Annotated in this window: 17 protein-coding genes; 10 read left to right on the forward strand and 7 right to left on the reverse strand. The window is 72.2% G+C overall.

Annotated features, from left to right (window positions below):
- Positions 1–61: 61 nt before the first annotated feature.
- The 4 genes from THSYN_RS25625 to THSYN_RS25640 all read right to left on the reverse strand — a co-directional run bounded on the left by THSYN_RS25625 (position 62) and on the right by THSYN_RS25640 (position 4,968).
- The gene (locus THSYN_RS25625; protein WP_100921619.1) at positions 62–2,953 is read right to left on the reverse strand and encodes a DUF349 domain-containing protein; all 2,892 of its coding nucleotides are present in this window, start codon (positions 2,951–2,953) and stop codon (positions 62–64) included.
- Positions 2,954–3,037: 84 nt separating this feature from the next.
- Positions 3,038–3,706 carry an MBL fold metallo-hydrolase gene (locus tag THSYN_RS25630; protein WP_100921620.1) on the reverse strand — a complete coding sequence of 223 codons (669 nt, stop codon included), beginning with the start codon at positions 3,704–3,706 and terminating at the stop codon, positions 3,038–3,040.
- A 203-nt stretch (positions 3,707–3,909) separates the two neighbouring features.
- Positions 3,910–4,146 carry a YdcH family protein gene (locus THSYN_RS25635; protein ID WP_100921621.1) on the reverse strand — a complete coding sequence of 79 codons (237 nt, stop codon included), beginning with the start codon at positions 4,144–4,146 and terminating at the stop codon, positions 3,910–3,912.
- A 309-nt stretch (positions 4,147–4,455) separates the two neighbouring features.
- On the reverse strand, positions 4,456–4,968 hold the full coding sequence (locus THSYN_RS25640) for an OmpH/Skp family outer membrane protein (RefSeq protein ID WP_236848698.1): 513 nt from the start codon (positions 4,966–4,968) through the stop codon (positions 4,456–4,458).
- A 341-nt stretch (positions 4,969–5,309) separates the two neighbouring features.
- On the opposite strand from THSYN_RS25640, the gene THSYN_RS25645 reads away from it, so the two are divergent.
- The 4 genes from THSYN_RS25645 to THSYN_RS25660 all read left to right on the forward strand — a co-directional run bounded on the left by THSYN_RS25645 (position 5,310) and on the right by THSYN_RS25660 (position 9,668).
- On the forward strand, positions 5,310–5,849 hold the full coding sequence (locus tag THSYN_RS25645) for a DUF2058 domain-containing protein (RefSeq protein ID WP_100922606.1): 540 nt from the start codon (positions 5,310–5,312) through the stop codon (positions 5,847–5,849).
- Positions 5,850–5,934: 85 nt separating this feature from the next.
- On the forward strand, positions 5,935–6,675 hold the full coding sequence (locus THSYN_RS25650) for an NYN domain-containing protein (RefSeq protein ID WP_100921622.1): 741 nt from the start codon (positions 5,935–5,937) through the stop codon (positions 6,673–6,675).
- Positions 6,676–6,689: 14 nt separating this feature from the next.
- Positions 6,690–7,478, forward strand: coding sequence for a TatD family hydrolase (locus tag THSYN_RS25655; RefSeq protein WP_100921623.1), 789 nt, complete (start codon positions 6,690–6,692; stop codon positions 7,476–7,478).
- A 171-nt stretch (positions 7,479–7,649) separates the two neighbouring features.
- Entirely contained in the window at positions 7,650–9,668 is a 2,019-nt protein-coding gene (locus THSYN_RS25660) for an ABC transporter ATP-binding protein (protein WP_100921624.1), read from the forward strand.
- A 270-nt stretch (positions 9,669–9,938) separates the two neighbouring features.
- Here THSYN_RS25660 and THSYN_RS36870 read toward each other — a convergent pair whose 3' ends face one another.
- The 3 genes from THSYN_RS36870 to THSYN_RS25675 form a co-directional block, all read right to left on the reverse strand.
- Positions 9,939–13,463 (reverse strand): ATP-binding protein, encoded by a 3,525-nt coding sequence (locus THSYN_RS36870; protein ID WP_100921625.1) that lies wholly within the window; start codon positions 13,461–13,463, stop codon positions 9,939–9,941.
- Positions 13,460–14,719 (reverse strand): metallophosphoesterase family protein, encoded by a 1,260-nt coding sequence (locus THSYN_RS25670; RefSeq protein ID WP_100921626.1) that lies wholly within the window; start codon positions 14,717–14,719, stop codon positions 13,460–13,462. Before THSYN_RS25670 ends, THSYN_RS36870 begins: the two co-directional genes overlap by 4 nt.
- A gap of 310 nt (positions 14,720–15,029) precedes the next feature.
- Positions 15,030–16,619 carry an SUMF1/EgtB/PvdO family nonheme iron enzyme gene (locus tag THSYN_RS25675; protein WP_100921627.1) on the reverse strand — a complete coding sequence of 530 codons (1,590 nt, stop codon included), beginning with the start codon at positions 16,617–16,619 and terminating at the stop codon, positions 15,030–15,032.
- 386 nt (positions 16,620–17,005) lie between these two features.
- Here THSYN_RS25675 and THSYN_RS25680 point away from each other — a divergent pair, with 386 nt between their 5' ends.
- The 6 genes from THSYN_RS25680 to THSYN_RS34330 all read left to right on the forward strand — a co-directional run bounded on the left by THSYN_RS25680 (position 17,006) and on the right by THSYN_RS34330 (position 25,798).
- The gene (locus THSYN_RS25680; RefSeq protein ID WP_100921628.1) at positions 17,006–18,685 is read left to right on the forward strand and encodes a hypothetical protein; all 1,680 of its coding nucleotides are present in this window, start codon (positions 17,006–17,008) and stop codon (positions 18,683–18,685) included.
- Position 18,686: 1 nt separating this feature from the next.
- On the forward strand, positions 18,687–19,946 hold the full coding sequence (locus THSYN_RS25685; protein WP_100921629.1) for a hypothetical protein: 1,260 nt from the start codon (positions 18,687–18,689) through the stop codon (positions 19,944–19,946).
- A gap of 397 nt (positions 19,947–20,343) precedes the next feature.
- Positions 20,344–23,277 (forward strand): hypothetical protein, encoded by a 2,934-nt coding sequence (locus THSYN_RS25690; RefSeq protein WP_100921630.1) that lies wholly within the window; start codon positions 20,344–20,346, stop codon positions 23,275–23,277.
- Complete coding sequence (locus tag THSYN_RS25695) at positions 23,274–24,155, forward strand: hypothetical protein (protein ID WP_100921631.1); 882 nt, start codon at positions 23,274–23,276, stop codon at positions 24,153–24,155. Before THSYN_RS25690 ends, THSYN_RS25695 begins: the two co-directional genes overlap by 4 nt.
- A 3-nt stretch (positions 24,156–24,158) precedes the next feature.
- Positions 24,159–25,361, forward strand: a complete 1,203-nt coding sequence (locus THSYN_RS25700) for a hypothetical protein (protein WP_100921632.1) — start codon at positions 24,159–24,161, stop codon at positions 25,359–25,361.
- Between the two features lie 257 nt (positions 25,362–25,618).
- Entirely contained in the window at positions 25,619–25,798 is a 180-nt protein-coding gene (locus THSYN_RS34330; protein ID WP_157817931.1) for a hypothetical protein, read from the forward strand.
- The last annotated feature ends 416 nt before the right edge of the window (positions 25,799–26,214 follow it).

The raw sequence follows: 26,214 nt of genomic DNA on the forward strand, positions 1-26,214 counted from the left end.
GCTGCGCAGTGGTGAATTCCAACACCGCGCTCCCCCGTGCGGCCCGTCGCGGCCCGGGTGCTCAGCCGGCTTCCGACTCCGCCGCCCGACCGCCCGACGCCCCGACCGCCAGGGCCTGGCGCACCCGTTCCACCCGCGTCTGAAGGGCCGCGTCACGGGGCGCGGGGCCCAGCAGATACCAGGCGCGCAGCAGGTCGGCGGCGCCGCGCAGGCTGTCCGCCTCGCCCTCGCTCATGCGCTCGGCGAGTCGGCTGACCTGGAGCCGCAACCGCTCCTGGGCCAGGGCCGGGGGGGATTCCACCCCGGCGGCAACCTCCAACTCCAGGCACAGCCGTTCGCGCCGCTCGCGGTTGGCCACGGCAAGGTCGTGCAGCGCGGCCAGTCGCGCCGGGTCGGTCGCGGCCTCCAGGGCGGCGCGGCGGCGCTCCTCGAGTGCCTCCTGCTGGCCCCGGTCCGGCAGTTCCGGCAGGCTGGCCCATTCCTGCTCGCCGAGACCTGGGTCGACGGGGGCGGCCGCCGGGTCCAACAGGCGCTCCTCCAGGGCCTCGCACAGGGCCGCCCGGTGGATCAGCAGGTCGAAGAGCGCGCGCCCGGCGACGTCTTCGAGCGCCTGGCGGCGTTGGTTCAGCCGCCCCAGCGCCTCTTGCCAGCGGCGATTCAGGGCGGCGACGGCGGGCCGCGGGACCGGAATGGATTCGGCCTCCCGCCAGCGTTGCTCAAGGTCGCGCTGGGCCGCAGCCAGACGGCGCGGGTCCGTCTGCGACTCGGCGCAGGCCAGGGCCTCGTCGCACAGGGCCTCGCGGGCGGCCAGGTTGGCGGCCAACTCGCCGCGTTGCGCCTGGTGCTGCGCCGCCCGGCGCTCGAAGACGAGATCGCAGGCGGCGCGGAAACTCTGCCACAGGCGGTTCTCGTCGCGCTGCCGGGCCGGGACCGTGGTGCACCACTGGCGCTGAAGGTCCTTGGTCTCGTTGATGGCGGCGTCCAGGTCCGGGTGCTCGGCGAGGGTTCGCACGCGCTCGATCAGGCCGCGTTTGAGGCCTTGATTGCGCGCCCGCTCCGCCTCGAGGCGTTGGTCCATGGAGGTGATGGCCTCATGGTAGCGGCGTTCCAGCCGCCGCCGCTCACGGGGTTCGCAGGGGCCGATCAGGGACCAGGCGTGGCGGACCTCACGCTCGGCACGCATGACGCGCTTCCACTCCACCCGCTCCCAGTCGATCCGGGACAGGAAGGTCTCGAGCTCGCCGCACACCTGCTCGCGGGCAGCGCGGTTGCTGTCCTGTTCCGCGGCCTGGAGCGCGAGCAGCGGGCGCACCCGCTCGGCGACCGCGGCGGAGGCCTGGTGGAAGCGCTCCCACAGTGGCTTGTTGGCGGGGGAGCCGGCCCGCTCCACCTCCTGCCAGTCGGTCTTGAGGACATGCAGACGCTCGGCCACCGCCGCCAAGGGCAGGTCCTGCCCGCACAATGCCTCCATGGCCGCGCACAGGGCCTCGCGGTGCTGGTCCGCGCCCCAGCGGCGCCAGTGTTGCAGGTCGCGCAGCCGCGGACTTAGGGCGCGCAGCCGGGCCCCCAGGTCCGCGGTGGCGCCCTTGGGCAGGCCGCTCGACGCGATCAGGTCCAGGGCGGCCTGGAGGCTTTGGTGGATGGGATCGGCCTTCTTGAGTTCGCCGGCCTCCACCAGCGCGGCGAGCGCGTCGAGGCGGGCGGGGATCTCGGCCAGGCGCTGTTCGGCGTGCCGCCGCTGGCCCTGGAGTCGCGCCTGGAGGCGCTCGACCAGCGCGCTGAAGGCGGCGCACGGCTGCGCGGCGCTCGCGTCCGCCGCGAGCCCCAGGGCGAGGGTCCGCCCCTGCTCGATGAGGGCGAGGGTCTGGGGCAGGTCCAGCGGCTTGGACTCCTTGAGGACCTGTTCGGCCCGGGCGACGACATTGCGCAGCCGCTCGCATTGGCGGCCGCGCTCGGTCAGCGTCTGCCACGCGGTCTGCGCGGCCTCGAGGTGCTGGTTGAAACGCTGGTCGAGGCCGCGCTGTTCGGCGTCCGGCAGGGGTTCCAGGTCCTTCCAGGCGGCGGCCACGAGGTCCCGAGCCGTGCGGATCGCCGCCGCGGCGTCGAGCGCCGCGATCCCCGCCGCCTCGACGATCAGGGTCTCGCGCGCGGCCCGCAGCGCCGTGCGTGACTCCTGGGCCGCGAGCTGGGCGGCGTTGGCGGCCCGGTAGGCAGCCTCGGCGGCGATGAATTGGGCGCGGGCGGCGCCGTAGCGGCGCTCCCACTCCGGCTCGGCCTGGGCGGCGATCTGGGCCCACTGGCCGTCCAGGTGTTCGAGCAGGGCGCGGTCCTGGGTCCACTGCTGCAGGTGGCCCAGACGCTCCGCCCGCTCGCAGAGGTCGGCACACCGGGCGGCGATGCGCCGAGGCTCCTCGTCGCGCTCGAGTTGGCGCCGCAGTTTCTCGCGCGCCACGCGGTAGACCGCCTTGTCCTTCTTGCCGATCTGCCGGACCACCTGCTCCAGGCACTGCCGGTCCTCGAGCCGGGCCACGGCCGCGCCCCGATTGGCGGTCAGGCTGTCATGCAGGGCGCAGTCCGCCAGTACCGCGGGGCTGGCGATCCGCTCGATCGCGGCGCGGCGCACCGGACCGTCCGTCCCCTCACGCGCCAGGTGTTCCAGGAGCCGCAGGTCCGCGACCGCGGCGAGTTCGGCCAGCCGGTCGGCCAGCGACAGCTCGGCCCCTTCGGTGCCGGCCAGCAGGCTGCGATAACGCGCGAAGGCGATCTCGCGCACGGCGGCGTCATCGTCATCGGTGAGGATCGCACGCAGGTGCGGCAGGCTCGTCAGGCGTCGCAGCGCGTCAAGCCTGACGCCGCGATCACCGCGGCCCAGCGCCAGCTCCAGCAGGTTCTCCGGCGGCCTTCTCTGCTCGATAGCCTGGCGCGTCTTCTTCAGAAAGCGATCGAATAGCATCTGCACTCAGTCCGCGGCTGTTTCCTTAACCCGGCATTGTACCCGAGCGGCCCCGGGGGCCGGGGTTTGATCCGCGCGCCGGGGCTACAAGGGCGCGTCGTCCAGGCCGTCACCCGCGGCCGCCAGCCCGACGAAGGGATTGGTGCGGCGCTCGGTGCCGAAGGTCGACATGGGTCCGTGTCCGGAGATGAACCGCACCTCGTCACCCAGGGGGAAGAGTCGGTGCGTGATGGATTCGATGAGTTGCCGGTGGTTGCCGCGCGGGAAGTCCGTCCGCCCGATGCTGCCCGCAAACAGCACGTCCCCGACCTGGGCCAGTTTCCCCGCGGCGTGGAAAAAGACGATATGCCCTGGGGTATGCCCGGGGCAGTGCAGGACTTGCAGGGTGGCCTCGCCCACCGGGATGGTGTCGCCCTGCTCCAGCCACTGATCGGGCTCGAAGGGGCGCAGGGGCGCGACGCCAAACATCTCGCACTGCCGATCCAGCCCGCGGATCAGGAAGGCGTCGTCGCGGTGGGGACCGCACACCGGCAGGTGCAGGTGCTCGACCAGCTCGGCCGTGGCGCCGACGTGGTCCAGGTGTCCGTGGGTCAACAGGATGCGCTCGGGCTCGAGCTTCAGCTCCGCGATCAGGCGCAGGATGCGCGGCGCCTCGCCGCCGGGGTCGATGATCACGGCGCGGCGCGTCGCGGTGCACCACAGGAGCGTGCAATTCTGTTGGAAGGGGGTGACGGGAAGGATACGGAAGTCCATGACGCTCTCGCTGCGGGGTGGAGTTGCCGCCATGGTTCCACCCCGGGGACCGGATGTCCAGACGGCGCGCCGCGCCGGGTGCGATCAGATCTGATGTGGTGACCGGGATCCCGGGTACGCTGTCGTTGTCGTTGTCGTAATCGAATAATCCGACCACGATTACGACAACGACAACGACAACGGTCGGCCCCCGGGCGCCCCCGTCAGCCCCGCAGGATGCGGTAGAGGCGGTCTTTGAGCACCAGTCGCTCCTTCTTCAACTCCTCGATGGTCTCGTCGGCCACCGGGATACCCAACTCCTCGAGTTGGCGCACGCGGGCGTCCAAGTCGTCGTAATCGTTCATCAGGTGGGCAAAGTCCGGGTTGGACGCGCGCAGGCCCTCGATCTTACCTTCCAACTCCGGAAACTCGTGCAGGAGGTTGTGGGGTTCGCCAAGCATTGGAGCCGTTCCTCTTCAGGTTCATGCCCACCACGCGACGCGGCGGTGGGTCGATGGATGGGGTCTGGTCGGTCGGGTCCCGTCGCCGGATCAGGTAACCAGATCAGGTAACCGGACCACGAGACTGGGGAGCCGATCCGGCCGCAGGGCCGGCTTCGGTGCGTCGCGGTCAGCCGGGACCCGCGTGCGCGCCCCGGACGCCTGGCCCGGCACTCGCACCCGGACGTGACCGCCGGGTGCGCCGCTAGTCTACCCCAGGGGGACCGGGTTGAAATACCTTGGTCACAATGGGGCGCGCGGGCGCCGTGGCTACTTGGTGTTGGCGTCCATCTGCTTGATCACCTCGTCGGTGATGTCGAGCGACTTGTCCAGATAGACGACGCCGGCCTGACTGCGCTCCACGATCATGCCGAGCTTCTTCTGCTTGGCGATGGCCTCCACCGCCTTTTGGGCCGGCTCCAGGACCTCGCGGCCCCGCTCCTTCTGGGCCTTCATCAATTCCTGCTGGAAGGGCGCGGCGGCCGCCTCGAAGGCCGCGATCCGTTTCTTGATCTCGGCCTGGCGTTTCTCGACCTGCTCCTTGCTCATCAACGCGGACTCCTTCGCCAGACTCTTTTGGGCCTCGCGGATGGACTGCTCCTCCGCGCCGATCGGCTTGGCCTTGGGCTCGAAGTCCTTGCGCAGTTGCTCCTGGACCTTGGCCCCCACCTTGCTCTTTTCGATCACCTGCTGCATGTCCACATACCCCACGTCAGTGGCCTGGGCGACGGCCAACGGCAGGGCAAGGGTCAAGAGGGAGACAAGGCGGCGGCAGTTTGACATGAGTGGGACTCCGGGATTTGGGGGGCGAGTGGACGCGGATCGGCTGATACACTCGCGGCGAATGTTTGGCGCTGTACCTTGGTGGCTGGTCAGGGGGTTGAGCCCAGGGGCAGCCGGTAGCGGGCTCCCCGGGGACCCCAGGGGGCCGCCGCCGACCCTGACCGACGGCCGATGAGCGGGGATTCTACCAGGACGCGCGAGCCAGCCCAATTGCGCATTGCCGCCGGGCGCGCCGTCCGCGGGCGCGGCCTTGAGCGTGCCGCGCTTGCGTCGGCGCCCCCGCTATCGGATGCTCTACGCCCTCGGGGCCGCGCCGGCCCATCATGAAGGGTGGTGGCATCGTGGGTAACTCGCTTCAAGAGCAATTGTTGAAGGCCGGTCTGGTCAGCGAGCATCGGCTCAAGGAGACCCGCACGGACAAGCGCAAGACCGTCAAGCAGCCCGGCGGCCGGGCCGCCGCGGCCGACGACCCGGCGCGCCGGGCGGCCGCCGAGGCGCAGGCCGAGAAGGCGCGCAAGGACCGGGAACTCAACCTGCGACAACAGGAAGAGGCGCAGCAGCGTGCCCGGGAAAACGACATCCGCCAGTTGATCCATGCCCACCGTGTGGTCCGCGAGGGCGGCGACCTGGCCTACAACTTCACCGACGGCACCACGCTCAAGCGGCTCTATGTCAACCGGGACCAGCACGCCCGCCTGGTGGACGGGCGCCTGGCCCTGGTGCGGCAGGACACTTTCTACGAGCTGGTGCCGACGCAGATCGCGCTGCGCCTGCGCGAGCGCGACGCCAGCCTGGTGCTGGTGCACAACCAGTCCACCGCCAAGCCCGCCGCGGACGACCCCTACGCGGAATTCCAGGTCCCGGACGACCTGATGTGGTGACGGCGCCCGCCGGGCGGTCCGGTCGCGCCCTCGCCCCCGCCGCACCTGAACCCCGGAAAGAGTGATTATCCGCATAGGAGCCGCCATGTCTGATCCCGCCAACCACAAGCTCGCCGTTCTGATCGACGCCGACAACGCCCAGGCGAGCATCATCGAGGGCCTGCTGGCGGAGGTCGCCAAGTACGGCACCGCCCACGTCAAACGCATCTATGGGGACTGGACACTGCCCAACCTGGGTTCCTGGAAGGAGACCCTGCTCAAGCACTCCATCCAACCCATGCAGCAGTTCCGCTACACCACGGGCAAGAACGCGACCGACGGGGCCATGATGATCGACGCCATGGACCTGCTCTATTCGCGCAACGTCGATGGTTTCTGCATCGTCTCCAGCGACAGCGACTTCACCCGGCTCGCCTCGCGCCTGCGCGAATCGGGCATGACCGTCTACGGCTTCGGCGAGCAGAAGACCCCGGGGCCCTTCGTCGCGGCCTGCGACAAGTTCGTCTACACCGAGGTGCTGCGTGAAGAGGCGGCAAGCGATGCCAGCTCCCGGACGACCGCCAAGGAGCTCAAGGGCGACACCCGTCTGGTGGCACTGCTGCGCAGCGCCGCCGACAGTGTCGCGGATGACGCGGGCTGGGCCGGTCTGGGGGCCATGGGCTCGGCCATCGTCAAGCGCAGTCCCGAGTTCGACTCGCGCAACTACGGCTATGCCAAACTGAGCGGCCTGTTGAAGGCAATCGGTCTCTTCACCCTGGAGGAGCGGGTGGTGGGCCGCGGACCCCACAAGGCGATCTATGTGCGCGCCGCCGGCGGGCGCGACTGAAGAGCGCCGGCCGCATGGACCTGATCGACACCCACTGCCACCTGGACTGCCCCGAGTTCGACCCGGACCGGGCCGCGGTGCTCGTGCGCACCCGCGCCGCCGGGGTGGCGCAACTGGTGATCCCGGCCATCCACCGCGCGGGTTGGCCGGGGCTGCTGGCGCTGTGTGAGACAGATGCGGCGCTTTACCCGGCCCTGGGCCTGCACCCGGTCTATCTGGAGCAGCACCGCGATGCCGACCTCCCGGCCCTGGAACGGGCCATCGTGGACAAGCGGCCACTGGCGATCGGTGAGATCGGGCTCGACTACTTTGTCCGGGAACTGGATCGGGACCGCCAACAGGCCCTGTTCGAGGCCCAACTCGCGATTGCCCGGTCCGCCGACCTGCCGGTGCTGCTGCATGTGCGCAAGGCCCACGAGCAGGTGTTGGCGGCACTCAAGCGCTGCCCGGTGCGCGGCGGTATCGCCCACGCCTTCAGCGGCGGGATCGCAGAGGCGCGCCGCTATCTGGACCTGGGCTTTGCGCTCGGCTTCGGCGGTATGCTGACCTTCGAGCGCTCCACAAAGCTGCGCGCCCTGGCCGCCGCCCTGCAGCTGGACGCCATTGTCCTTGAGACCGACGCCCCGGACCTGACCGTGGCCGCGCATCGCGGCGAGCGCAACAGCCCCGAATACCTGCCGGATGTCCTCGCCGCCCTGGCGCAGGTGCGCGGCGAGCCGACGGACTTGCTGGCCGCCAAGACCACCCTCAACGCCAAGGCCGTCCTTGGACTGCCCGCGCCTCAACCCGACGCATTATCTTAAAAACCCAGACAAATCGCCGAGACGCGGAGAACGCAGAGCAAGGGAGGGAAACCCTGAGACCGACCGAGATTGTTGCTGATGCCGTCAGCATCACCGAATCCAAAGTCCCATTTGCGTTTATTTGCGGACAACCATCTTCCTGCTGCAACGAAGCACCGAGACCGGCACGACATGACTGACATCCTCCTCGAAGTCGCGGACCTCACGACCGAGATCGGCACCGGCCCCCACCCGGCGCGCGTGGTCGAGGGCCTGGCGCTGCGCCTGCACCGGGGCGAGACCTTCGCCCTGCTCGGTGAGTCCGGCTGCGGCAAGTCCATGACCGCCCTGTCGCTGATGCGCCTCTTGCCCCCCGGCGGGCGCATCGCCGCCGGCACCGTCGACCTCGCCGGCACCGACCTGTTGCGTCTGACCGAGGCGCAGATGCGCGGCTGGCGCGGCGGGCGCATGGCCATGATCTTCCAGGAGCCCCAGACCTCCCTGAACCCGGTGCTGCGCATCGGCGAGCAGATCGGCGAGGCGGTGCGCGTCCACGAGGGCCGGCCGCGGCGGCTGGTGGAGGACCGGGTGCTGGAACTCCTGGACGCCGTCGGCATCCCGGACCCGGCGCGGCGCCTGGGCGAGTACCCGCACCAACTCTCCGGCGGGATGAAACAGCGGGTCATGATCGCCATGGCCCTGGCCGGAGACCCCGATCTCCTGATCGCCGACGAGCCCACCACGGCGCTGGACGTCACCATCCAGGCCCAGGTCCTGCGACTGCTCAAGGACCTGCAGCGCACCACCGACATGGCCGTGCTGCTCATCACCCATGACCTGGGGGTGGTCGCCGAGACCGCCGACCGGCTGGCCGTGATGTACGCCGGTCAGATCGTCGAGACCGCGACGGTCGCCGAGTTCTTCGCCGCCCCCGCCCACCCCTACAGCCGGCGGCTGATGGCGAGCCTGCCGGGGGCCGACAAGCGCCAGGGCCGACTCGCCGTCATCCCCGGGCGCGTGCCGCCGCTGGATCAGCCCTTCGTCGGGTGCCGCTTCGCCCCGCGCTGCACCGAGGTCCTGCCCGAATGTCTCACCGAGGCACCGGGTTGGACGGCCCTCGCCGCGGGGCGCGGCGTGCGCTGCCACAGGAGCGCGGGCGTCCCGCCCGCGCCAGCCGCGACCGCGCCGGTCCCAGCACACTCGCAGGCATCAGCACCGTCGGCGACCACCGGCGACCTCCTGACGGTCCAGGACCTGGCCGTCCACTTCCCCATCCAGCGCGGCGTCTTCCGCCGCGTGGTCGGCCAGGTTCGGGCGGTGGACGGGGTCTCGCTCCACCTCCAGGCCGGCCGCACCCTGGCCCTGGTAGGCGAGTCCGGCTGCGGCAAGACCACGGCCGGCAAGGGCATCCTCCAGCTCACCGCCCCCACCGGCGGGTCCGTGCGCTATCTGGGCCGGGAACTGCGCGGCCTGGGCTACCGGCGGATGCGGCCCTACCGCAAGGACCTGCAGATCATCTTCCAGGACCCCTTCGCCTCCATGAACCCGCGGATGCTGGTCGGCGACCTCATCGGCGAGGGCCTGCAGGCCCTGCGGATCGAGCGCACCCGCGCCGGGCGCGGCAAGCGCGTGGCGGACCTGCTGGACCTGGTCGGCATGAACCCCGAGGCCGCACAGCGTTACCCCCACGAGTTCTCCGGCGGCCAGCGCCAGCGTCTGTGCATCGCCCGGGCGCTGGCGGTCGAGCCCAAGCTCATCGTCTGCGACGAGCCCACCAGCGCGCTCGATGTCTCGGTCCAGGCCCAGATCCTCAACCTGCTGAAGGACCTCCAGGACCGTCTCGGCCTCGCCTATCTCTTCATCACCCACAACATCTCGGTGGTCGCCTACCTGGCCCACGAGGTCGCGGTCATGTACCTGGGCAGGGTGGTCGAGCAGGGACCGGTCGCCGCGGTCCTCGACGATCCGCGTCACCCCTACACCAGGGCGCTCCTGTCCGCCGTACCGGTGGTGGACCCGGCCAGCCGGCGGCAGATCATCCGGCTGGAGGGGGACATGCCTTCACCCGCGAACCCGCCGACGGGCTGCTACTTCCACCCGCGCTGCCCGGAGGCCATGGAGGCATGCGCTCGGGACTATCCGGGGGAGACGAGGTTGGGGGATGGGCGGGTGGTGCATTGTCTGCGGATGGAGCAGCAGGCGAACGGCTGACAGACTCCAGCTTCCGATCCAGTCCCCGGCGCAACGCCCTAGAGAAACCCCCGTGGAGCCGATCCACGTGCACCAGACGGTCAGCGTGTTGAAAGTCGTATCGTCCCGCGCTCCTTGAAGTAGGCTTGCGCCTTGGCGGGCATCGATCATCGCCGTCCGTCGCGCGGTCGTTGGTCCGTAGGAGCGGCCCCCCGGCCGCGACGGGTAGCCGCCAGGGCGCGTGGCCGGCGTCATGATCAAGGCTCACCGGACACCGCCGGATGGCGAGGGTCACAGCCTGTGGGTCATCAGCCCCTGCTCCCCCACGGCCTCCTGCGCCAGATCCACCAGGTGCCGGTGGTGGGTGAAGATCATCACCTGCCCACCCGCGGCGAAGCGGGCGAGCGCGCGCAGGCAGTTGGCGGCGCGGGTGTCGTCCGAGGTCACCAGGACGTCGTCCAGGATCAGCGGCAGTTGGGGGTGGGAGGCGCGCCGCAGTTCCAGGGCGGCCAGGCGCAGGGCGAGGAAGAGCTGGTCGGCGGTGCCCTCGCTCAGGGCCTCGACCGCGAGTGCGGCCCCGTCGGCGCGTTCGGCGCGCAGCACCGTCCGGTCATTGGTCTCGTCCGCCACCAGGCGGGTGTAACGGCCGCCGGTCATGAGTGAAAAATAGGTCGAGGCGAGGGCGACCATGGGTGCCTGGGCGCGCTCGCGGAACCGCTCCAGGGCCTGCCCCAGCAGGGCCTGGGCGAGCTTCAGGCGCGCCCAGGGCCGGATGGCACCGCGGTAGCGGGCGGCGGCGGATTCCATCGCCTCGCGCGCCCGGGCCGCCTGGTCCGAAGCGTCGATGGCGGCGAGCGCCTGGCGGGTCTCGACGTCCAACTGACGCGCACTGGCCTGTTCCCGCTCCAGACGCGCAATCTCGCCCTGGCAGCGTTCGCGCTCGGCCTCGATGGCGATGCCGTCCTGGTCGTTCAGGGCCGCGCGCAGGTCGTCCTCGGTTCGCGGCGAGGCCTGCGCCAACTGCCGACGCAGCAGCTCCAGCGAGGTGCGCAGCTCCCGTTTGCGCGCGGCGCCGTCCTCGCGCTCCGGCAGTTCCACGACACTCGCCGCGCCGGCCTGGGCGCACAACCGCTCCAGGATGGCGCACTGGGCATCCTGTTCCGCGGCGGCCCGCTGCCGGGTCTCCAGTGCCCGGGCGCGCTCGCGGATGAGCCCGGCGCGCTGCTGGTCTCGGTCGCGGGCCTCGGTGAGCCGCCGCTGGAGGCGGTCGGCATAGTCCTGCGCCAGGGCCGGCGCGGGCTCGCCCAAGGCCGCCGCAAGGCCCGCCGCCTGGGCGGCAAAATCCTCCGCCAGGGCCAGGTGCTCGGATTGGCGCAGCCGCGCATCGCTCAACTCGCGGTCCTGCCGGACCAGTGCGTCCAGTTCGTCCAACCGCGCCTTCAGGGCCGCGGGCGGACTGGCGGGGGCGAGCAGGAGGCGCCCGTACCAGCGCTGCACCGCCGCCAGGTGCAGGTCCAGATCCGCCGCGGCCCTCTGGATCTGCCCGGCGACCTTGTCCGACTCCAACTGCCGCTCGCGCGCCGCCTGGAGGCGACTTTCCTGTTGCGCCTCGGCCTTGGCGGCGCCCTTGTCCCAAAGGTCGGCGCGCTGGATCAGGGACGCCAGGTCGGCGCCCTGGATGTCCTGTCCGGCCGTCTCCAGCGCCGCCGCCAGGGCCGCGCGGGCGCTCTCGACCTCGACCGCCAACCGCTCGCGGTCGGCGCGCGCCGGCGCCAGCCGCTCCGCCCCTTCCAGCGCACTGTGCCGGGCCGCCTGCCATTCCAGCAGGGCGTCGGGGTCCAGGTCCGGCAGCCGGGCCTGCGCCAACCGCGCCGACCAGCCGCCCGATAGCTCCTGACGGCGGGCGGCAACCGCGGTCAGCTCCGCGGCCAGCTCCCGGCGCCGCCCGTGCATTTGCGCAATCCGCCCGGAAGCCACCTCATAGCCGGTCGCGCGCTCGGCGTCGGCGCGCAGCAGGTCGGCCTGGCGGTCGGCCTGGTCCTGGGCCGCCTCGAAGGCGTCCGGCAGTGGCCGGTCGGGATCGAAGGCCGGGCCGAGCTCGGCCGGGTCACGGCTGCGCTCGATGTAGGCCAGGCGGATCAGGCCCCAACCCTGGTCACGACGCGCGCGGGCCTGGCGCAGCGTGGTCGCGGTGACGACCTCGCCAGCGGCGGCCAGCTCGCATTGGACCTGCCGCTGCGCGTCCATGTCGTGGATCAGTCGGAGGTCCTCGGCGCGCGCGCCGGCCTCCGCCTGGTCGAGCCGGGTCCGTTCCTCGCGGGCCTGCGCGATGGCGGACACCGGCAGGGGGCGGGCCAGGCGTAGCGCGGCGAGGGAGGCCGCGCCCAGGTCCGCCAGGGCCTGGGCCAGGCGGGCCTCCAGCCCCGCGATGTTCTGGTCCAGGTCGGCACCGCGGCGACCGCTATCCCCCAGACCCCGCGCCTGGCGCAGGGCCGCGGCCACCGCCTGGCGGGTCCCGGCGTCCGGCGGCGGCGGGCCCTGATCCGCCTCGCGCCGCCGCGCCTGGTCGAGTTCACCGGCGCGTTCACGCAGGTTCGCCAGGCGCTCATCCAGTGGGGCTATGCTCACCAGGTGCCCGTCCAGGGTGACGCGGTCGGCCGCCGAGGGGACGGCCGCCACCAGGGCCGCGGGCGGCTGGCCCGGGGCGATCTGGGCGACCCGGGCGGCCAGGTCCAGGGCAAGCTGCTGCGCACGCGCCGCTTGTCGAGCGGCCTCGACACGGCTCTGCGCCGCCGTCTCCACCCGGGCGGCCAGCCGCTCGATCGCCTGGGCGTGTTCCAGCACGGGCGCCTCGATCACCAGCTCGACCAGGGCCGCGGCGCAGCGGCCCAGTTCCAAGTCGGCGTCCTGCAGGTCCTGACGTGCGCGGCCCAGTGCCTGCACGGCGGCCAGACGCTCCTCCCGGGCGTTCGCGGGGAGGTCGGGGACTGGGCCCAGGGCGGCCAACCCGGCGCGCACCCGATCCTGGTCGCGCAACAGGGGGGCGACGGTACGCAGTTCGGTCAGGGTGTTCTCGCGACGGCGCTGGGTCTCCAGGTCCTGGTCGATTGCGGCCAGTGCCGCGCTCGCCTGCTCGTGGGCGCGATAGAGTGACTGCCAGTCGGCGGGCTTGGTCAGCGCCAGCCGGTAAGCCTGGCGGTGTTCATCCAACTGCCGCCGGGCCTCGTTGATGACGGCGTTCGCGGCCCGTCCATGGGCGTTGTAATAGCCCTTGGCGTCGCTCTCCAGCCCGGCCAGGATAGCCTTGATGTCGCGGGTACCGGCGCTGGCCTCGAACAGGGCCGCGCCCAGTTCGCCCTCGCCCTTGAGCAGCCGGTCGCCGCCGGCGCGCAGGCGCTCGTGGTTGAGACCGAACATGGACTCGAAGTCCGCCCGCGTGAGCCCGCCGGTGAGGGCCAGTTCCAGTTCCGGCCCGGCGGCAGACGGCTCCAGCGGGTTGCCGGTCGCGGGGTCGAAGCGGGACAGGGTCGGCCCCTGGCCCTTGCGGCGCGCCAGCCCAAGGGTCTGGCCGGTATCGTCGCAAAAGACCCCGGCGATGCGCAACTGCTTGTACGGATGAATGAACCCATCCGGACTCTGCAACGGGATGCCGAAGCGCAGATCGGTCATCGCCCGCAGGGCCGAGGACTTGCCGGCCTCGTTGGGGCCGTAGATCAGGTGCAGATCAGGCGGGGTGCCGCGGCCCTCGCCGGTGAAATCCAGTGCGCAGTCGGTGAAGGGGCCGAAGGCGTGCAACAGCAGTCGGACGAGCCTCATGTCCGGGCCCCCGCCGCTGCGAGGCGCGCCAACACGGTCGCCTCGGCATCGCGCAGCAGGTCGAGCAGATCGGCGTCGCACTCCAGCCGCGGCACCTCCTCTCCCGCCACCTCCGGGGGCAGGGCGCTGAGCAGGCCGCCCACTTGCGTCTGCGCCAGCGCGGCCAGCGCGGCCGGATCGGCGCGCAGGGCGTCCACCAGTCGGACCAATTCACCTACCGCGTCCTGGCGCTGGGCAATCTGGTCGCGGTCCAGGGGCGGGGTCAGGTCCAGGCGCACCTGCTCGATCCAGACCTCGGCCGCGGCGACATCCTGGGCCGCGGCCCGGATGGCGGCCTCCAGGGTGCCGGGGTGGGCGGCCTCGCTGCCATAGAGGTCGGTGCAGCCGGTCAGGGTCACCCGCACGGCGTGCAGCAGGTCCCCGGCGCCCGGCAGTCGGGGGGCCAATGCCTCATGGAAGGCCGCGCCCAGAGTGTCCAGTCCCCCCAGGCCCGTCAGGTCCAGCGTGATCTGATCCCAGCGCACCAGGTCCAGCGGCATGAATTCGGAGGCGATGCGCCCGGCCTCCACCCGCACCAGCTCGCAGCCCTTGGGGCCGGTCTCGTTGGCGTGACGCCCCTGGAGATTGCCGGGGAAGACGATGCGCGGGCTGTCCAGGACCTGCTCGCGGCAGTGGACATGACCCAGGGCCCAGTAGTCGTAACCCTTGGCCGCGAGGGTGGCGACGGTGGTGGGGGCATAGGTATCGTGACCGGGCCGCCCGCTCAGGCTGGTGTGCAGCAGGCCGATGTTGAAGAACCCCGGCAGTGGGTCCGGATAGGAGGGCACCAGGTCCGCGTCCTCCGAGCGATTACGAAAGCTGCGCCCGTGAATCGCGACAGACAGGTCCTCCAGGCGCCGGGTCTCAGCGCCGCGGCTCCCGAAGACCCGGACATTGGGCGGCAGGCTGAGCTGGCGCGAGATCACGCCCTGGGCATCGTGATTACCCTGGACCATGAAGACCCGGATGCTCGCCCGATCCAGGCGGACCAATTGCTCGCGGAAGAAGAGCCCGGTGTGGAAGTCCTGCCAATCGCCGTCATAGATATCACCCGCCAGCAGGACGAAATCCACGGGCTCCGCCAGGGCCAGGTCGATCAGCCGCGCGAATGCCCCGCGGGTGGCGGTGCGCAGGCGCTCCACCGGGGCACCCTCATAACGCGCCAGGCCGCGCAAGGGGCTGTCCAGATGGAGGTCGGCGGCGTGGATGAAGCGCATTGGGACACCAAAGGGTAAACCTAAAAAGAGTATTTGGCCGCAAATGAACGCAAATAAGCGCAAATAGATCTGCTGGTTAGCATCGTCGCGGGCGGCACCCTGACGGTGAACATGCAGCAAAGGTCAAATTTCCGACTATTGGCGTTAATTTGCGTTCATTTGCGGCTAAACTTTTTTTGGTAACTGGCGCGCGCCGGATACCGTCGTGCCTGGGCAGTGACCGGCGCCGGTCGAGCCCTCTCCAGCGTGTGAGGATATCCCAACACCCCGAGTCCCGGTCGGCGTTTCCGGCCAGCATCGGCACGCCGGATCAGGGTGCGGCGGGGTCCATCCAGCGCCCATCGGGGGCCGAATCGGCGGGCTGAAGGTAGCGGCCGCCGGGTTGCGGTGCAGGCGCGGGGGCGCGTTCGGCGGCCTTGCGCGCCCGCTGCTGCTCGGCGGCCCGGCGTTCGAGTTGGGCGCGGGTCTCGGGGGTCAGCTTACCGGTGATCGGGAGCCCGGATTCGCGTTGGAATTCGCGCAAGACCACCTGGAAGCCGCGGTCGAAGCGGTCGGAGGCGGGGTCGCAGGGATAGCCCAGGTCGTTTAATTGCCGCCGCACCCGGCGCCGTTGATCGGGGTTGAGATCCAGCAGTGACTCGGCACGCTCGGGTGTCGGCTCCAGGTGGATCTGGATGCTGACCGGCTCGGCGTCAGTCAGGACGACCGTCTTCTCGGCCTTCGGATAGCCCGAAACGAGGGGCGAAACCTCGATCCGGTGACTCCCGGTTCTCAGACCACGCAACTCCAGCGGCCGGCCGGCGTCGAACGAACCTTTGACCTCCCCATCGACCAGGACCATCGCGTAGGCGTCCACCTCGATCCGCAGGTGGCCGTCCGCCGGAGTCTCCCGGGGCGGCGCCGGGGGCGGCGGCGCGGCCGGCACCCTGGCCGCCGAGGTCACGACCGGCGCGGCGAGCACGACCCGAAAACCGGTGTCGGCGGTCTTGACGTCCCCGGCTGAATCGTAGGGCTGGACCTCGACCCGGGCGTCCGCCCGCAGTTCCTCGTCCGCGCTGTGGATGCCGCCGCCCATCAGGACGTCGCCCCCGACCTGACCGGGGAACTGGGGTGAACTGTAGGGGTCGTTCATCAGTTCCCAGGCGTTTCCATAGAGGTCATGCAGGCCCAGCGGGTTCGGCAGGCGCCGGCCGATCGGGGCAATCTCGCCATCGGCGTTGCGGTTGTACCAGGCGTGGCGGTCCAGGCCCTCCGGCATGGGGTAACGGGGCAGCGCAAAGGTGTCGTCCGGCACCAGGGCCCCACCCCGGGCGGCATACTCCCATTCCAGGTCCAGCGGCAGCCGCACGAAGGCGGGTTTGCCCTCGACCCGCGGCAGGCAGGGCGCCGCGCCCGCCGCGCAGGGGGGGAGGTGCCCGGCATTGGCCTGGAGCCAGCGCGAGAGTTGCGCGGCGAAGTTGATTGCATCGATGCGGCTCACGCCGACCTGGGCGGCGAGGCGCGGGTCGACCTGAGCGCCCGCCGGGGCGGCGGCGACCGGGGGGCAGGCCTGGCCGCTGCCTTGCGCCATGACCGCCTGATACTGGAGGGCGCTGACCTCGTACTTGCCGATCAGCAGGTGCCGCTGCGCGTCCCCCGTCGGCCCCGCAAAGGGACCGACCAGCCGGGTCCGCCGACTGTCGGCGGGGGTCGCCACCGGGCGCAAGGCCAGGGCGCCGCCGCAGGGCAAGGGCAGGATCAGGTCGTCGGCCAGGGGTTTCGGGTTGTAGAGCCCCGCGGGCCAGGGCGCTGCCGCGGGTGCGGGGGCCGCCGCCGCTGGCCCGGCCGCGACGAGGGCGAGGGCCAGCCCGAGGGACAAGGACCTACGCACGGCGATGGAGTTGAAACCTGGGGCTGGCATGAGCGGCTGGTCGGGTAGCGCAGTGCGTGAAGCTGGAAAATGGCGGATCGGCCGCACTTGGACGCTATCAGTATGCGCTATCCCCTGGGTCGGCGCCCCGCGGGGTCCGTCCGGCGGGTGCGATCAAAACTGATGTGATGACCGAGATCCCGGGTACGCTGTCGTTGTCGTTGTCGTTGTCGTAATCGAATCATCCGACCACGATTACGACAACGAGGCCCGGTCCGTGAGAACACCGCTGTCGCCGTTGGGTACGCATCGCGTACCCGGCTCCGGCGGTCGTGGCAGCATGGCGGATACGCGATGCGTACCATACAACTCGTAAAGTTGAGAACCCTATTGTATTTCTTGGCGTCTTGGCGTGAGCAACTGCCGGAGTGAGGGTAATGGGTGGTGCTGGGCATCGTGAGCGGCAGTCCGCCATCCCCGACCCGCTGGCGCCGGGGTCCCTCGCGCAGCGCCTCGGCACCCTGGGTCTGCCGGCCGCGATGCTCTCCTGGGCCTCGCTGCTGGCCTTGCTGAGCGTCCTGGCGGCGGTGCAGCACAGCGCCCACTTGCGTGCTGCTTACCGGTTCTTTCTGCCGCTGCCCTGGTTGGCCGCACTCGGCGCGACGGCGCTTGCCGGGGCGGTCGTGGCCGCCGGCAGTCGGCGGCCGGGTCCGCTGTGGCCGCGTCTGTGGGCGCTCGCGCTCGCCTGCCTGGCGTCCGTCATCGCGCTCGCCGCCCTGGTGCGCCCCGCCTGGCTGCCGACCGCCCAGTTGCACGCGCTGATTACGGCAACCCTGGCCGGCGCCCTGGCACTGGCCCCGCGCCTGGCCCGCATCCATCCGGACAGCGATTGGACCCAGCGTGTCGCACCGGCGAGCCTCCTGCTCACCCTGGCCCTGATCCTGCCGCCGGCCCTGACCGGCGCCCCGGGGCCGGCCGCGGGGCCCGACCGCCAGGCCCGTCCGAACGGGACCGACGCACCGACCCTGGACGCCGCCATGGCCGCGCTCGATGACACCGAAGCGGTCGTGCGCGCCGCCACCGACTTCGACTGGTCGCGCTTCGACCTGCGGCTGCCCAAGGCCGAGGCCGTGATCGCAGGACTGCGCGCCCTGCCGCGGCACCCGCTTGTCTGGCCCGCCGGGGGCTGGGGCAAGAGCGCCGCGCCCGGTCGTGAGGACGCCTTCACCGCGGGGGCGCAGCGGCTCATGGGCAGCGTCGCCCGGGGGCTCGATCCAGCGCGCTCGGGCGGCCCGCCGCGGTTGTCGTCCCTCGGTCTGGGCGCCCAAAATCTGGCCGGGCCTGGTCGCATCGTGGCCGACTATTTCGAGCAGTTCGGCCGCATCTTTCAAGCGCTGGACCCGGCGCCTGCCGGTATCACCACCGGTCCCTTGCCGGGCGCCTACGCGGCGGCCGCGACCGACTTAAGCGCCTTCCTGCGGGTGATCGGCGATCACTGGTCCGATGCCTGGTCGGTGACAATGATCGGGCCTCCACCCGGCCCCGGGCTGACCGAAACCATTACGCCGCGCACGCTCCTGGGCAAGACACTGTTTACCGACCGGGGCACCGGCTACCGGGCCAACGAGGTCGCACGGCTCTGGGGCCTCGACCTCGCCGCCGCCAGGCGCCTGCAGCCGGGCGGACGCAACGACTGCGGCGGCCAGGCCTTCGAGCAACCGGGCCGGGAATACCGTATCGACTGCTTCGCCTACGCCCCCGTCTCCGGCAGCGGCCCTGGCGCCAAGGGTCGCGGGGCCGCGGTGCTGGCCGAACTGCGGATCGTCTATTCGTCGCGCACCGGCGCCCTGTCGGAGCGCTCCCCGCCCGCCGAGATCTGGTATGCGTTCGCGGTCCCCGCCGGGGCCTCCCCCGCCGAGCGCGACCGCTACCAGCGCGCGACCCAGGACGCCCTGCGCGCGGCCCTCAAGGACGCGGATCTCAGCGTCAGCGGCGCTGCCAGCGATCAGGGCTTCCGGATCAAGGGCAAGGGCCAAGCCTGGAAGCTGACCGCGCCGCTCATCGACCACCACCTCGCCGACCGCGACTGGGTGGTGATGCGGGTCCTGGCGGACTGAGATGACCGACACTATTCAAGGCGGACTCGCCGCGGACCCGACCGACGACGACGAGCCGGACGACTGGGGTGCGATCCGCACCGACCCCGCCGACCCGCGGTTCGAGCTCGGCGATCTGGTCGACGCGCCCGAGCCCGAGTTCGCCGCGACCCCGCCGCCCGCGACCGCGGCGCCGCCACCCGCTCCGCCGCCCGCGCCCGTGCGCGCCCGCACGGCCGTGACCGCCGAGTCCGCGGACGCAGGCCTCGGTTTCGACGCCGACGCCGAGCCCTTCGGGCGCTACCGCAGCGTCCAGCGGCTCGGCATCATCGGCGGCAAGGGGGTTGGCAAGAGCTATCTGTTCCAGGCCATGGTCTATCGGGTCCAGCACGCGCGCACGGCCGGGGCACTGGCCTATTTCCTGGACACCCAGGGCGTCGAACTGGTCCGGACACTGTCGCGCGAGGAGCACGCCCTCACCGTCAATCTGCAGCGCTTCAATGGGGACTACGAGCGGTGGACGCGCCTGGGCACGACGCTTGCGGCCAGCCAACCCTGGTACCGGCTGACCCTGCCCTATCGGACCGGGCTGCTCGGGCGCACCCGCGCCGCCATGGAGGTCGAGTTTTTCGACGGGTCCGGGGAGCAGTTCTTCGAGGCCCGGGACCCGCTGAATCGCGGGCTCTGGGTGCAGGCGTACCGGGAGGCGCGGGTGATGGCCTTTTGCCTGCCCCTGTGGGCGGTGTTCCCGGCCGCGGACCTGTCGGCGGCCGACTGGCGGGAGCGCGACGCCCTGCTGGAGTCCTTCCACGAGGTGGTGCAGAACTACAAGGACATGCGCCGCCGCCTGCGGCTGCGTCAGCCGGTGCGCTCGATCCTGGCGCTGACCATGGCGGACGACCGCCGCTGCGCCCTGGCGGGGCTGCGCGACACCTGGATCGGCGGCTATCTGCAGGCGCCCGCGGCCTTCCTGGCACGGACCCGCACCGGGGGGGGCATTGCGCGCTATCTCGCCAATGCGCGCCGGGTCTCACGGTTCCTGGGCGAGGAGTTCGCCGCGGCGCCCTCCCCCGGGGTCGCCGGCATCCCGGACCTGCTCGGCTTCGGCGCCGGCCGCCCCTGGCTGATCCCGGTCAGCGCCATCCACGGCGAGGCCCTGGATCATCTGGAGCTCCAGTACCCCAACCCGGACGAGCGGCCCCCGCGCCTGCCCCCGGTGCCGGTGCATGTCGAGTTGCCGCTGCTGGTGGCGCTGTGCGAGCGTGCGAATGCGCTGATGTAAGCCCCGCGAGGCAAGCAGAGGGTTTGTCCGCAAATGAACGCGAATAGGAAGAGCGCTCCGGGGGCCTTGATCACTATTCCGGCCACCTCGGGGGTGACACCCGTCGCGGCCTGGGGGCCGCTCCTACGGCGTAGGAGCGGCCCCCAGGCCGCGACGGGTTGCCGCCAGGACCTGTGGCCGGAGTTATGATCAAGGCCGCTCCGGAACTGTGGACCGCGCCGCGCTTGGCGCTGGTCGTTGCTGGCTTTGCGCATGACTGGCGGTCCGCGCAGCGGACCCTACGGAGGCGCAGCGCGGGGTCCGCGGTGCCGACTGGCCCTTACCACCGACAAGACCTGAAGCCTCTTTTCCGATTTGCGTTCATTTGCGGACAATAAACTCCTGACCGGGGGCCTCTTTGATTCCACAGAGCTTAAACGTCTGCCGCGGCCAGGCCGATCAGGGGATCGGCGAGGCGGGCACGCCGATCCGGCGTGGCGAGCAGTATCTCGCGGCGGACGCGCCATTGCAGGCGGACCCCGAGCTGCTGCGCGGTATCCGCCATTGGCTGACGCTTGATGCCGGCCCCGGCGACCATGGCCGGCTCCAGGAGCGACTGACCGGCTGGGCCTGCTTCCCGGCCGGTCCCTATTATTTCGTCGTCCGGCTCGCTGCCGCCGGGAAATACGACCGGCGGGACGCCTATTTCGCCCACGCGCGCGCCTGGCCCCTGGCGGCCTTTGCGGCGGACTTCGACCCGGGTCTTTATCTCGGTCAGGATGCGGCCTTCCTGACGGAGGCACCGACGGGCGCGTCGGTTGCCGGGTTGCCGCTGCCGCCCGCCCCTGCGCCGGACCCCGCTTGCGCCGCGCGGGAGCAGGCGCTGGCGGTGGGCCTCATCACCCACCTCTTCCACGGCATGGTGACGGGCTGGCCGGTGATCCTGGCCGTGCCGCTCACCGCCTTTGCCGCCGGGTCACCGCTCGCCCGGGTCATCTCATTCGCCCGCGGGGCCCTGCCGGGCCGATTGCGGCGCCGCTGCCGCGTGCGGGTCTTCAGCCGCAACCCGCCGCTCTTCCTGGGCCAGGACCCCGACGGCGCCGCGGTGGACCTCCTGGTCATCCCCGAGGACCTCGCCGGGGCGGCCCTGGGCGCGGTGCGCCGCCGCGCCCTGCTGCTCGATGCCCGCGGCGAGCGGTGCGACGGACCAGCGCCGGCGGCAGGACTCAGCGACTATGCGCGGGCCGTCAGCGAGAGCGCCCAGCGCTTCCCGGCCCAGTTGACGGGTTTCGGCGAGCGCTTCGACCGGCTCTGGGCCGACCCCGCCGCGGCCCCCGGACCGGAACTGACCGGCTGGGTCACCCTCACCTACAACCTGGCCGTCGCGCTGGCCGGCGGCGCGGCCCACTGCGGCAGCCTGTTCGCCAACTATCTGCTGACCCAGGCGCGGGCCACTGACCAGGTCCCCTGGTCGGCGCTGATCCGCCCGGACGACTGGGCGCGCTTTCCGCAAGACCACCTGATCCGCTTCATCCTGCGTGCCGACGAGGCCTTGAGCCCCGGCGAGGGGTGCCTCCAAGTGGCCTTGGTCGACGCCTTCCAACGGCTGGGGAGCACCCTCGACGAGGGTCTGGCCGCCTGGTGGAACCCGGCCGAGGCGCCCAAGCGCCGCCGCCTGCTGGCACTGTGCGACCTGGACCCGCCGCTGATCGCGGACGCGCGCTGCGCCGCCCTGACCCGGCCCCTGCCTATCGCGACCCTGGCGGCCGACGGCGCCCCCCTGACCGGCGCGCTGCGGGCCGAGTATCGGGCCGGGGTCTTGGGCGCGCGCGGCGCGGAGGCGCCGCACTTGCTCGCCGTGCTGGACCAGCCGGGCCTGTTCGCGCTGTTGCTCGAGGCGGACCGGACCGGCGCACTCGCGGCCCCCTGGCGCCGCGGCGACCTCGCGACCATGCCGCTGCCCCAGGCGGCGGCCCTGGCGCGGCAGTTGCTTCAGGAGCCGCGGACCTGGAGCGGGCTGGAGGACCTGCCGACGCGCCTATTCGCCCGACTGGAGCAGGCTCCGGGCGGGCTCGACGCCATCGCCGCGGACCTCTTCGACCCGCGGGGCCGCCTGCGCATCGCGCCGACCCCGGCAGCCGCCGTCCTGCTGCTGGAGACCGCGCCCATCGCGCGGCGGCTGCCGTGCGCCGACCTGATGACGCTGGGCGGACTCCTGCCCGCTACCGCGGCGCGCGCCCTCACCGCCTACCAGGCCCGGGTCACGACCCTGATGGACCTGGAACCGCCGGCGACCACGGCGCACCTGATCCAGGCCGGAGCCTGGCTCGCCTGGCGGCGCCACGCCGGCCCCGCGCTGGAGCAGGACGCCCGCCACCGACTCGCCCTGACCTGGCTCACCAGTCCCGCGCTGGCCGTGCTGCGCGACGACCGGGCCAGGGCGCGACCGCCCCAGTGGCGGCCAGAGCGGACACAGGCCCGGGGCGCCGACCTGGTGGACATTACCCGCGAGACCTGGGACCAGGTCATGGCCGACCTGGGCCCACTCGCACCCGCGACGGTCGACCTGCTGACCCGGCCCGACACCCACTGGCCTTGGGTCCATCCGTTCCAGCAGGACCAGGCGCGCGACCTGGCCGCGCGCTGCCCCGACCCGCAGGCGCGCGCGGCCCTGGCCGCGGATCTGGAGCGCACTGAATGGATGACGGCCGCCGACGCGCCCTGGCTCGGCGAGGTCATCGCCGCCCTGGCCGCGGGGGCGGACGGCAACGCGGCCCTGGCGGGGCTGCGGCAGCGCGTCCAGGCGGCGGCGGACCAGGACGGGCGCGACGCCCGGTCGCACCCGCTCATGCAACTGTGCCGGGCGATCTGCGCCCTGCCCCCGCGGCAGCGCCGCCGCGACGGCCCGCTGATCAGGCACGGCTGGCAGACCCTGGAGCGGGCGATCGGCGGCGAGGGCGGCTATTATCACTGGGCACTGCTGAGCCCGGACCGGCCCATCCTGCCGCTCCTGCACCTCGCCGCCTGCCTGAGGCCCGAGCGCCAGGCCGGAACCCTGGCGCTCTGGTTCATGTACCAACCAGACTGCGCCCCACTGCGCCGGGAGCCGCGCTGGTGGGCGGCCCTGATCGGCAGTGTCCTTACGCAGACCACGCCGCCGGACGCGCGCGACACCGCCCCGCCCCGGCCCTGGTGCGCACCGGCGGAGGCGACCCGGCGGGCGGCCCTGGCCCTGATCGACGCCGAACGCGAGGCCCTGCCCCCAGCCGAGGCGATGGCCTTGGCGCGGGCCTGGGGGGACTTGGACAGTGACGGGACCTGGACCGACAACTGCGGAGCGAATCACCGATGAACGAACGGCTCGCCTTTTTTTGCGACCGCGACACCGCGCCCGGTCACCTGAGCACCTGGACGGACACCGGGGAGACCGGCGCGGCCCTCTATCAGGTCTGGTGCCGGGCGGCCCTCGCGGACCCGGGGCCGGACGCGGCGGGACCGGCCGCCGACCCCGCGGGACTCGCGGCACGGGTCGCCGCGGCCGGCGGCGGCATCATCGCCGTGACCCGGTCGACCGACACCGGTGCCGCGCTGCGCCTCGCGACCATCCCCGCCGCGGGCTATGACCCGGCCACCGAGTGGCTGGTCCTGCGCCCGGGCCAGTCGCCCGCCTGGACACCAGGCGACGGCGCCACCATTCCGGCCGACCCCGGCACCTTCGTCCTGGTCCCCGCCACCCGCGCGGACCAGTCCACCCTGCGCGCCTTCCTGGACCAGTTGGACCGGCTGCCGGACGACTATCGCAGCCTCCTGCTCAACGTGCTGCGCCGGCCCGGCATCGAAGGCGCCCTGTGGCGGCTGGAGCGCCGGCTGGAGCGGCTCCACGGCGAACCGACCCCAGCGGCCACGGACGACCACGAGGCCCGACCCCGGGGGCCGCGTCTCGCCTGGGCCTGGCCCTGGGTCCTGACCGGCTTGCTGGTGCTCAACCTGCTCGCCGTCCTCGGCAGTGCCTGGTGGGTCAAGGGCTCAACCGGGAACGCCGCGCCCCCTGAGGAGGTCGAGCACCAACCCGGCGCCGCCGGGACCTGGATCGCGCCCGCGCCGCCGCGTCCGGACTGGTCGTCCTGCGGCCCCCCCTGGTTCTGCGAGGTACCCTTGGCCCCGGGACCGGGCCACCCCGCGGGCCGGTTGCCGCCGGGCGCCGCCGCGGCGCATGGCAGCAAGCGCTAGCCCATGGACAGCCCCCAGCCCCCCGCACCCATCACCCTCACCGCCATCCCCGCGGGCGGCGAGACCCCGGAACCGCTCGCGCTCCAACCCGACGCGGCCGGGGACTACCGCTTCAGCCTGCAGTGCCTCCCCGGCGCCGACGCCATCCACCTGGAGCTCGCCCGCGGGGGCCAGCCGTGCCTGCGCGCCGAGGTGCGCGCCCAGGCCGACGAGGTGGTGGGTTGTCACCTGCGCCTGGACGACGGCGGCGAACCGGTGCTGCTGGTCGGCAGTCACCAGGTCCTGTTCCTGCCGCTGGAGCCCGCCGCTACCACCCCGGCGCCGCTCCCCGTCCCCCGCGCCGAGACCCCCTGGGACCTCTGCCTGGTGATCGACGCCACCACCCGGACCGCCACGGCACCGCCGGGGCGGGCGCCGACCGACCCCGGGCACCCGTCAGCGACGCCGGGACCAGACCCGGACCAACGGGATATGCCGACCGCCCCCCCGGGGCTGGACGCCTTCCTGCTGAACCAGCCCGACCAATGGCGCGCGGTGGTCGCGCCGGTCGTGGACCTGGTGCGGCACCTGGGCGGGCCTGGCCAGGGTTGCCGGCTCGCCGTCATCGCCTTTGGCGACGAGGCCCCGCCCCCCGGCATCTACGCCCCCGACCTGCTGCCCGACTTCCACCTGCGCAGCCTGCCGCCGGAGCGGCCCGAACACCTGCTGATCCCCATGACCCCCGAGTCGCTCACCGAGCTGCTGCTCACCCGCCTGACGCCCAGCCCCGGCGGCGACTTCGTGGACGCCCTGGCCGACGCCCTGGCCGCGGCCGGCCGCCTGCAGTGGGGTGACGAGCGCCGGCGCCTGCTGCTGCTGATCGGCGACTCCCCCGGTCATGCCACCGCCCACCCGGCGCCCTACGGCGGCGACGCCCTGCCGCGGCGCGCCGATGTCGACACCGAGACCGCGCGCCTGCACCGCGACCACGGGGTGGAGGTCCTGACCCTCTACCACCCGCCCCCCGCCGCCTTCGCCAAGACCCTGCTGCCGGCCCAGGCGGCCCTGATCCGGCACGCCCGCGAGCAATACCGACGCCTCGCGGGTCGGCCCGCGCTCGCCTTCACCACCGGCGACTTCGACCCGCGGCAGGCCGCCGACACGCTCCTGGGGCGGCGCACGCCGCTGGGGCGCGGGGCTTGTTGGGGGTGGTTGGTTGAGGGGTGAGCGCCCGCCGGGGGCAGCCTGCCGCCTGGAGTCCAAGGCTTCAGCCTTGGCGGGGTCGCCGGTCCGCACAGCGGACCCTACGGGCCCGTCGGGTCCGCTGTGCGGACCAAGCGCCGCCCCGGCACACGCAACGGCATCCCGACCCACGGTCGTCCCCGGCCTGCCCCACCCACAGGCCCCACCCGCGGCAACCCCTTGCTTGCCTTGATGCCTGCCGGGATAATCCAGGCCCCGACCACCGTCGAAGGAACGCCGCCATGTCACCCCGCTCCCGCTGCGCCCGCCCGGCCGCCAACCGCATCTTCACCAACCGGGAGGGACCCATCGCCCGCTTCGAGGCGGCGCGTGCGGACCTGCCGCCGGACCGCCATCGCATCCTGAGCTTCCACGGGGTCGGCGGGACGGGCAAGACCGCCCCGCTGAGGACCTCGCGGTAGTCGATCTTGCCTTTGGCCTGGGGCGCTGCCGCCCCCTCGCCCTCCAGGTAGGTGACGCAGAAGCACCAGAGGCTGAGGCGGCCGTCCGCGGCGAACTCCCGGTCGATCGAGGCGATGCGGTGGGAGGCGAGGAAGCGGTTGAAGTCCTCTTGCGCCTCGGCGCCGCCCTGGACCGGGATGTCGAAGAACTGGTATTTCATCTGTGGGCCTCGCTGGATCAGCTGGCGCGGGAAACAAGGCCGGGAGTCCAAGGCTTCAGCCTTGGCGGCGGGCCCTACGTCCTGCGTAGGTCGGGTTAGCGCAACGTAACCCGACTCCCGGCGGCGGCGCAGCGGGTTTCGGCCTCTCGTGCCTCTCGTTCCCACGCGGAAGCAGGGGAATGCAGCGCGGGCGCTCCGCGTCCGGTCCTGGCACTG

This window comes from Candidatus Thiodictyon syntrophicum (assembly GCF_002813775.1).
GTDB classification, from domain to species: Bacteria; Pseudomonadota; Gammaproteobacteria; order Chromatiales; family Chromatiaceae; genus Thiodictyon; species Thiodictyon syntrophicum.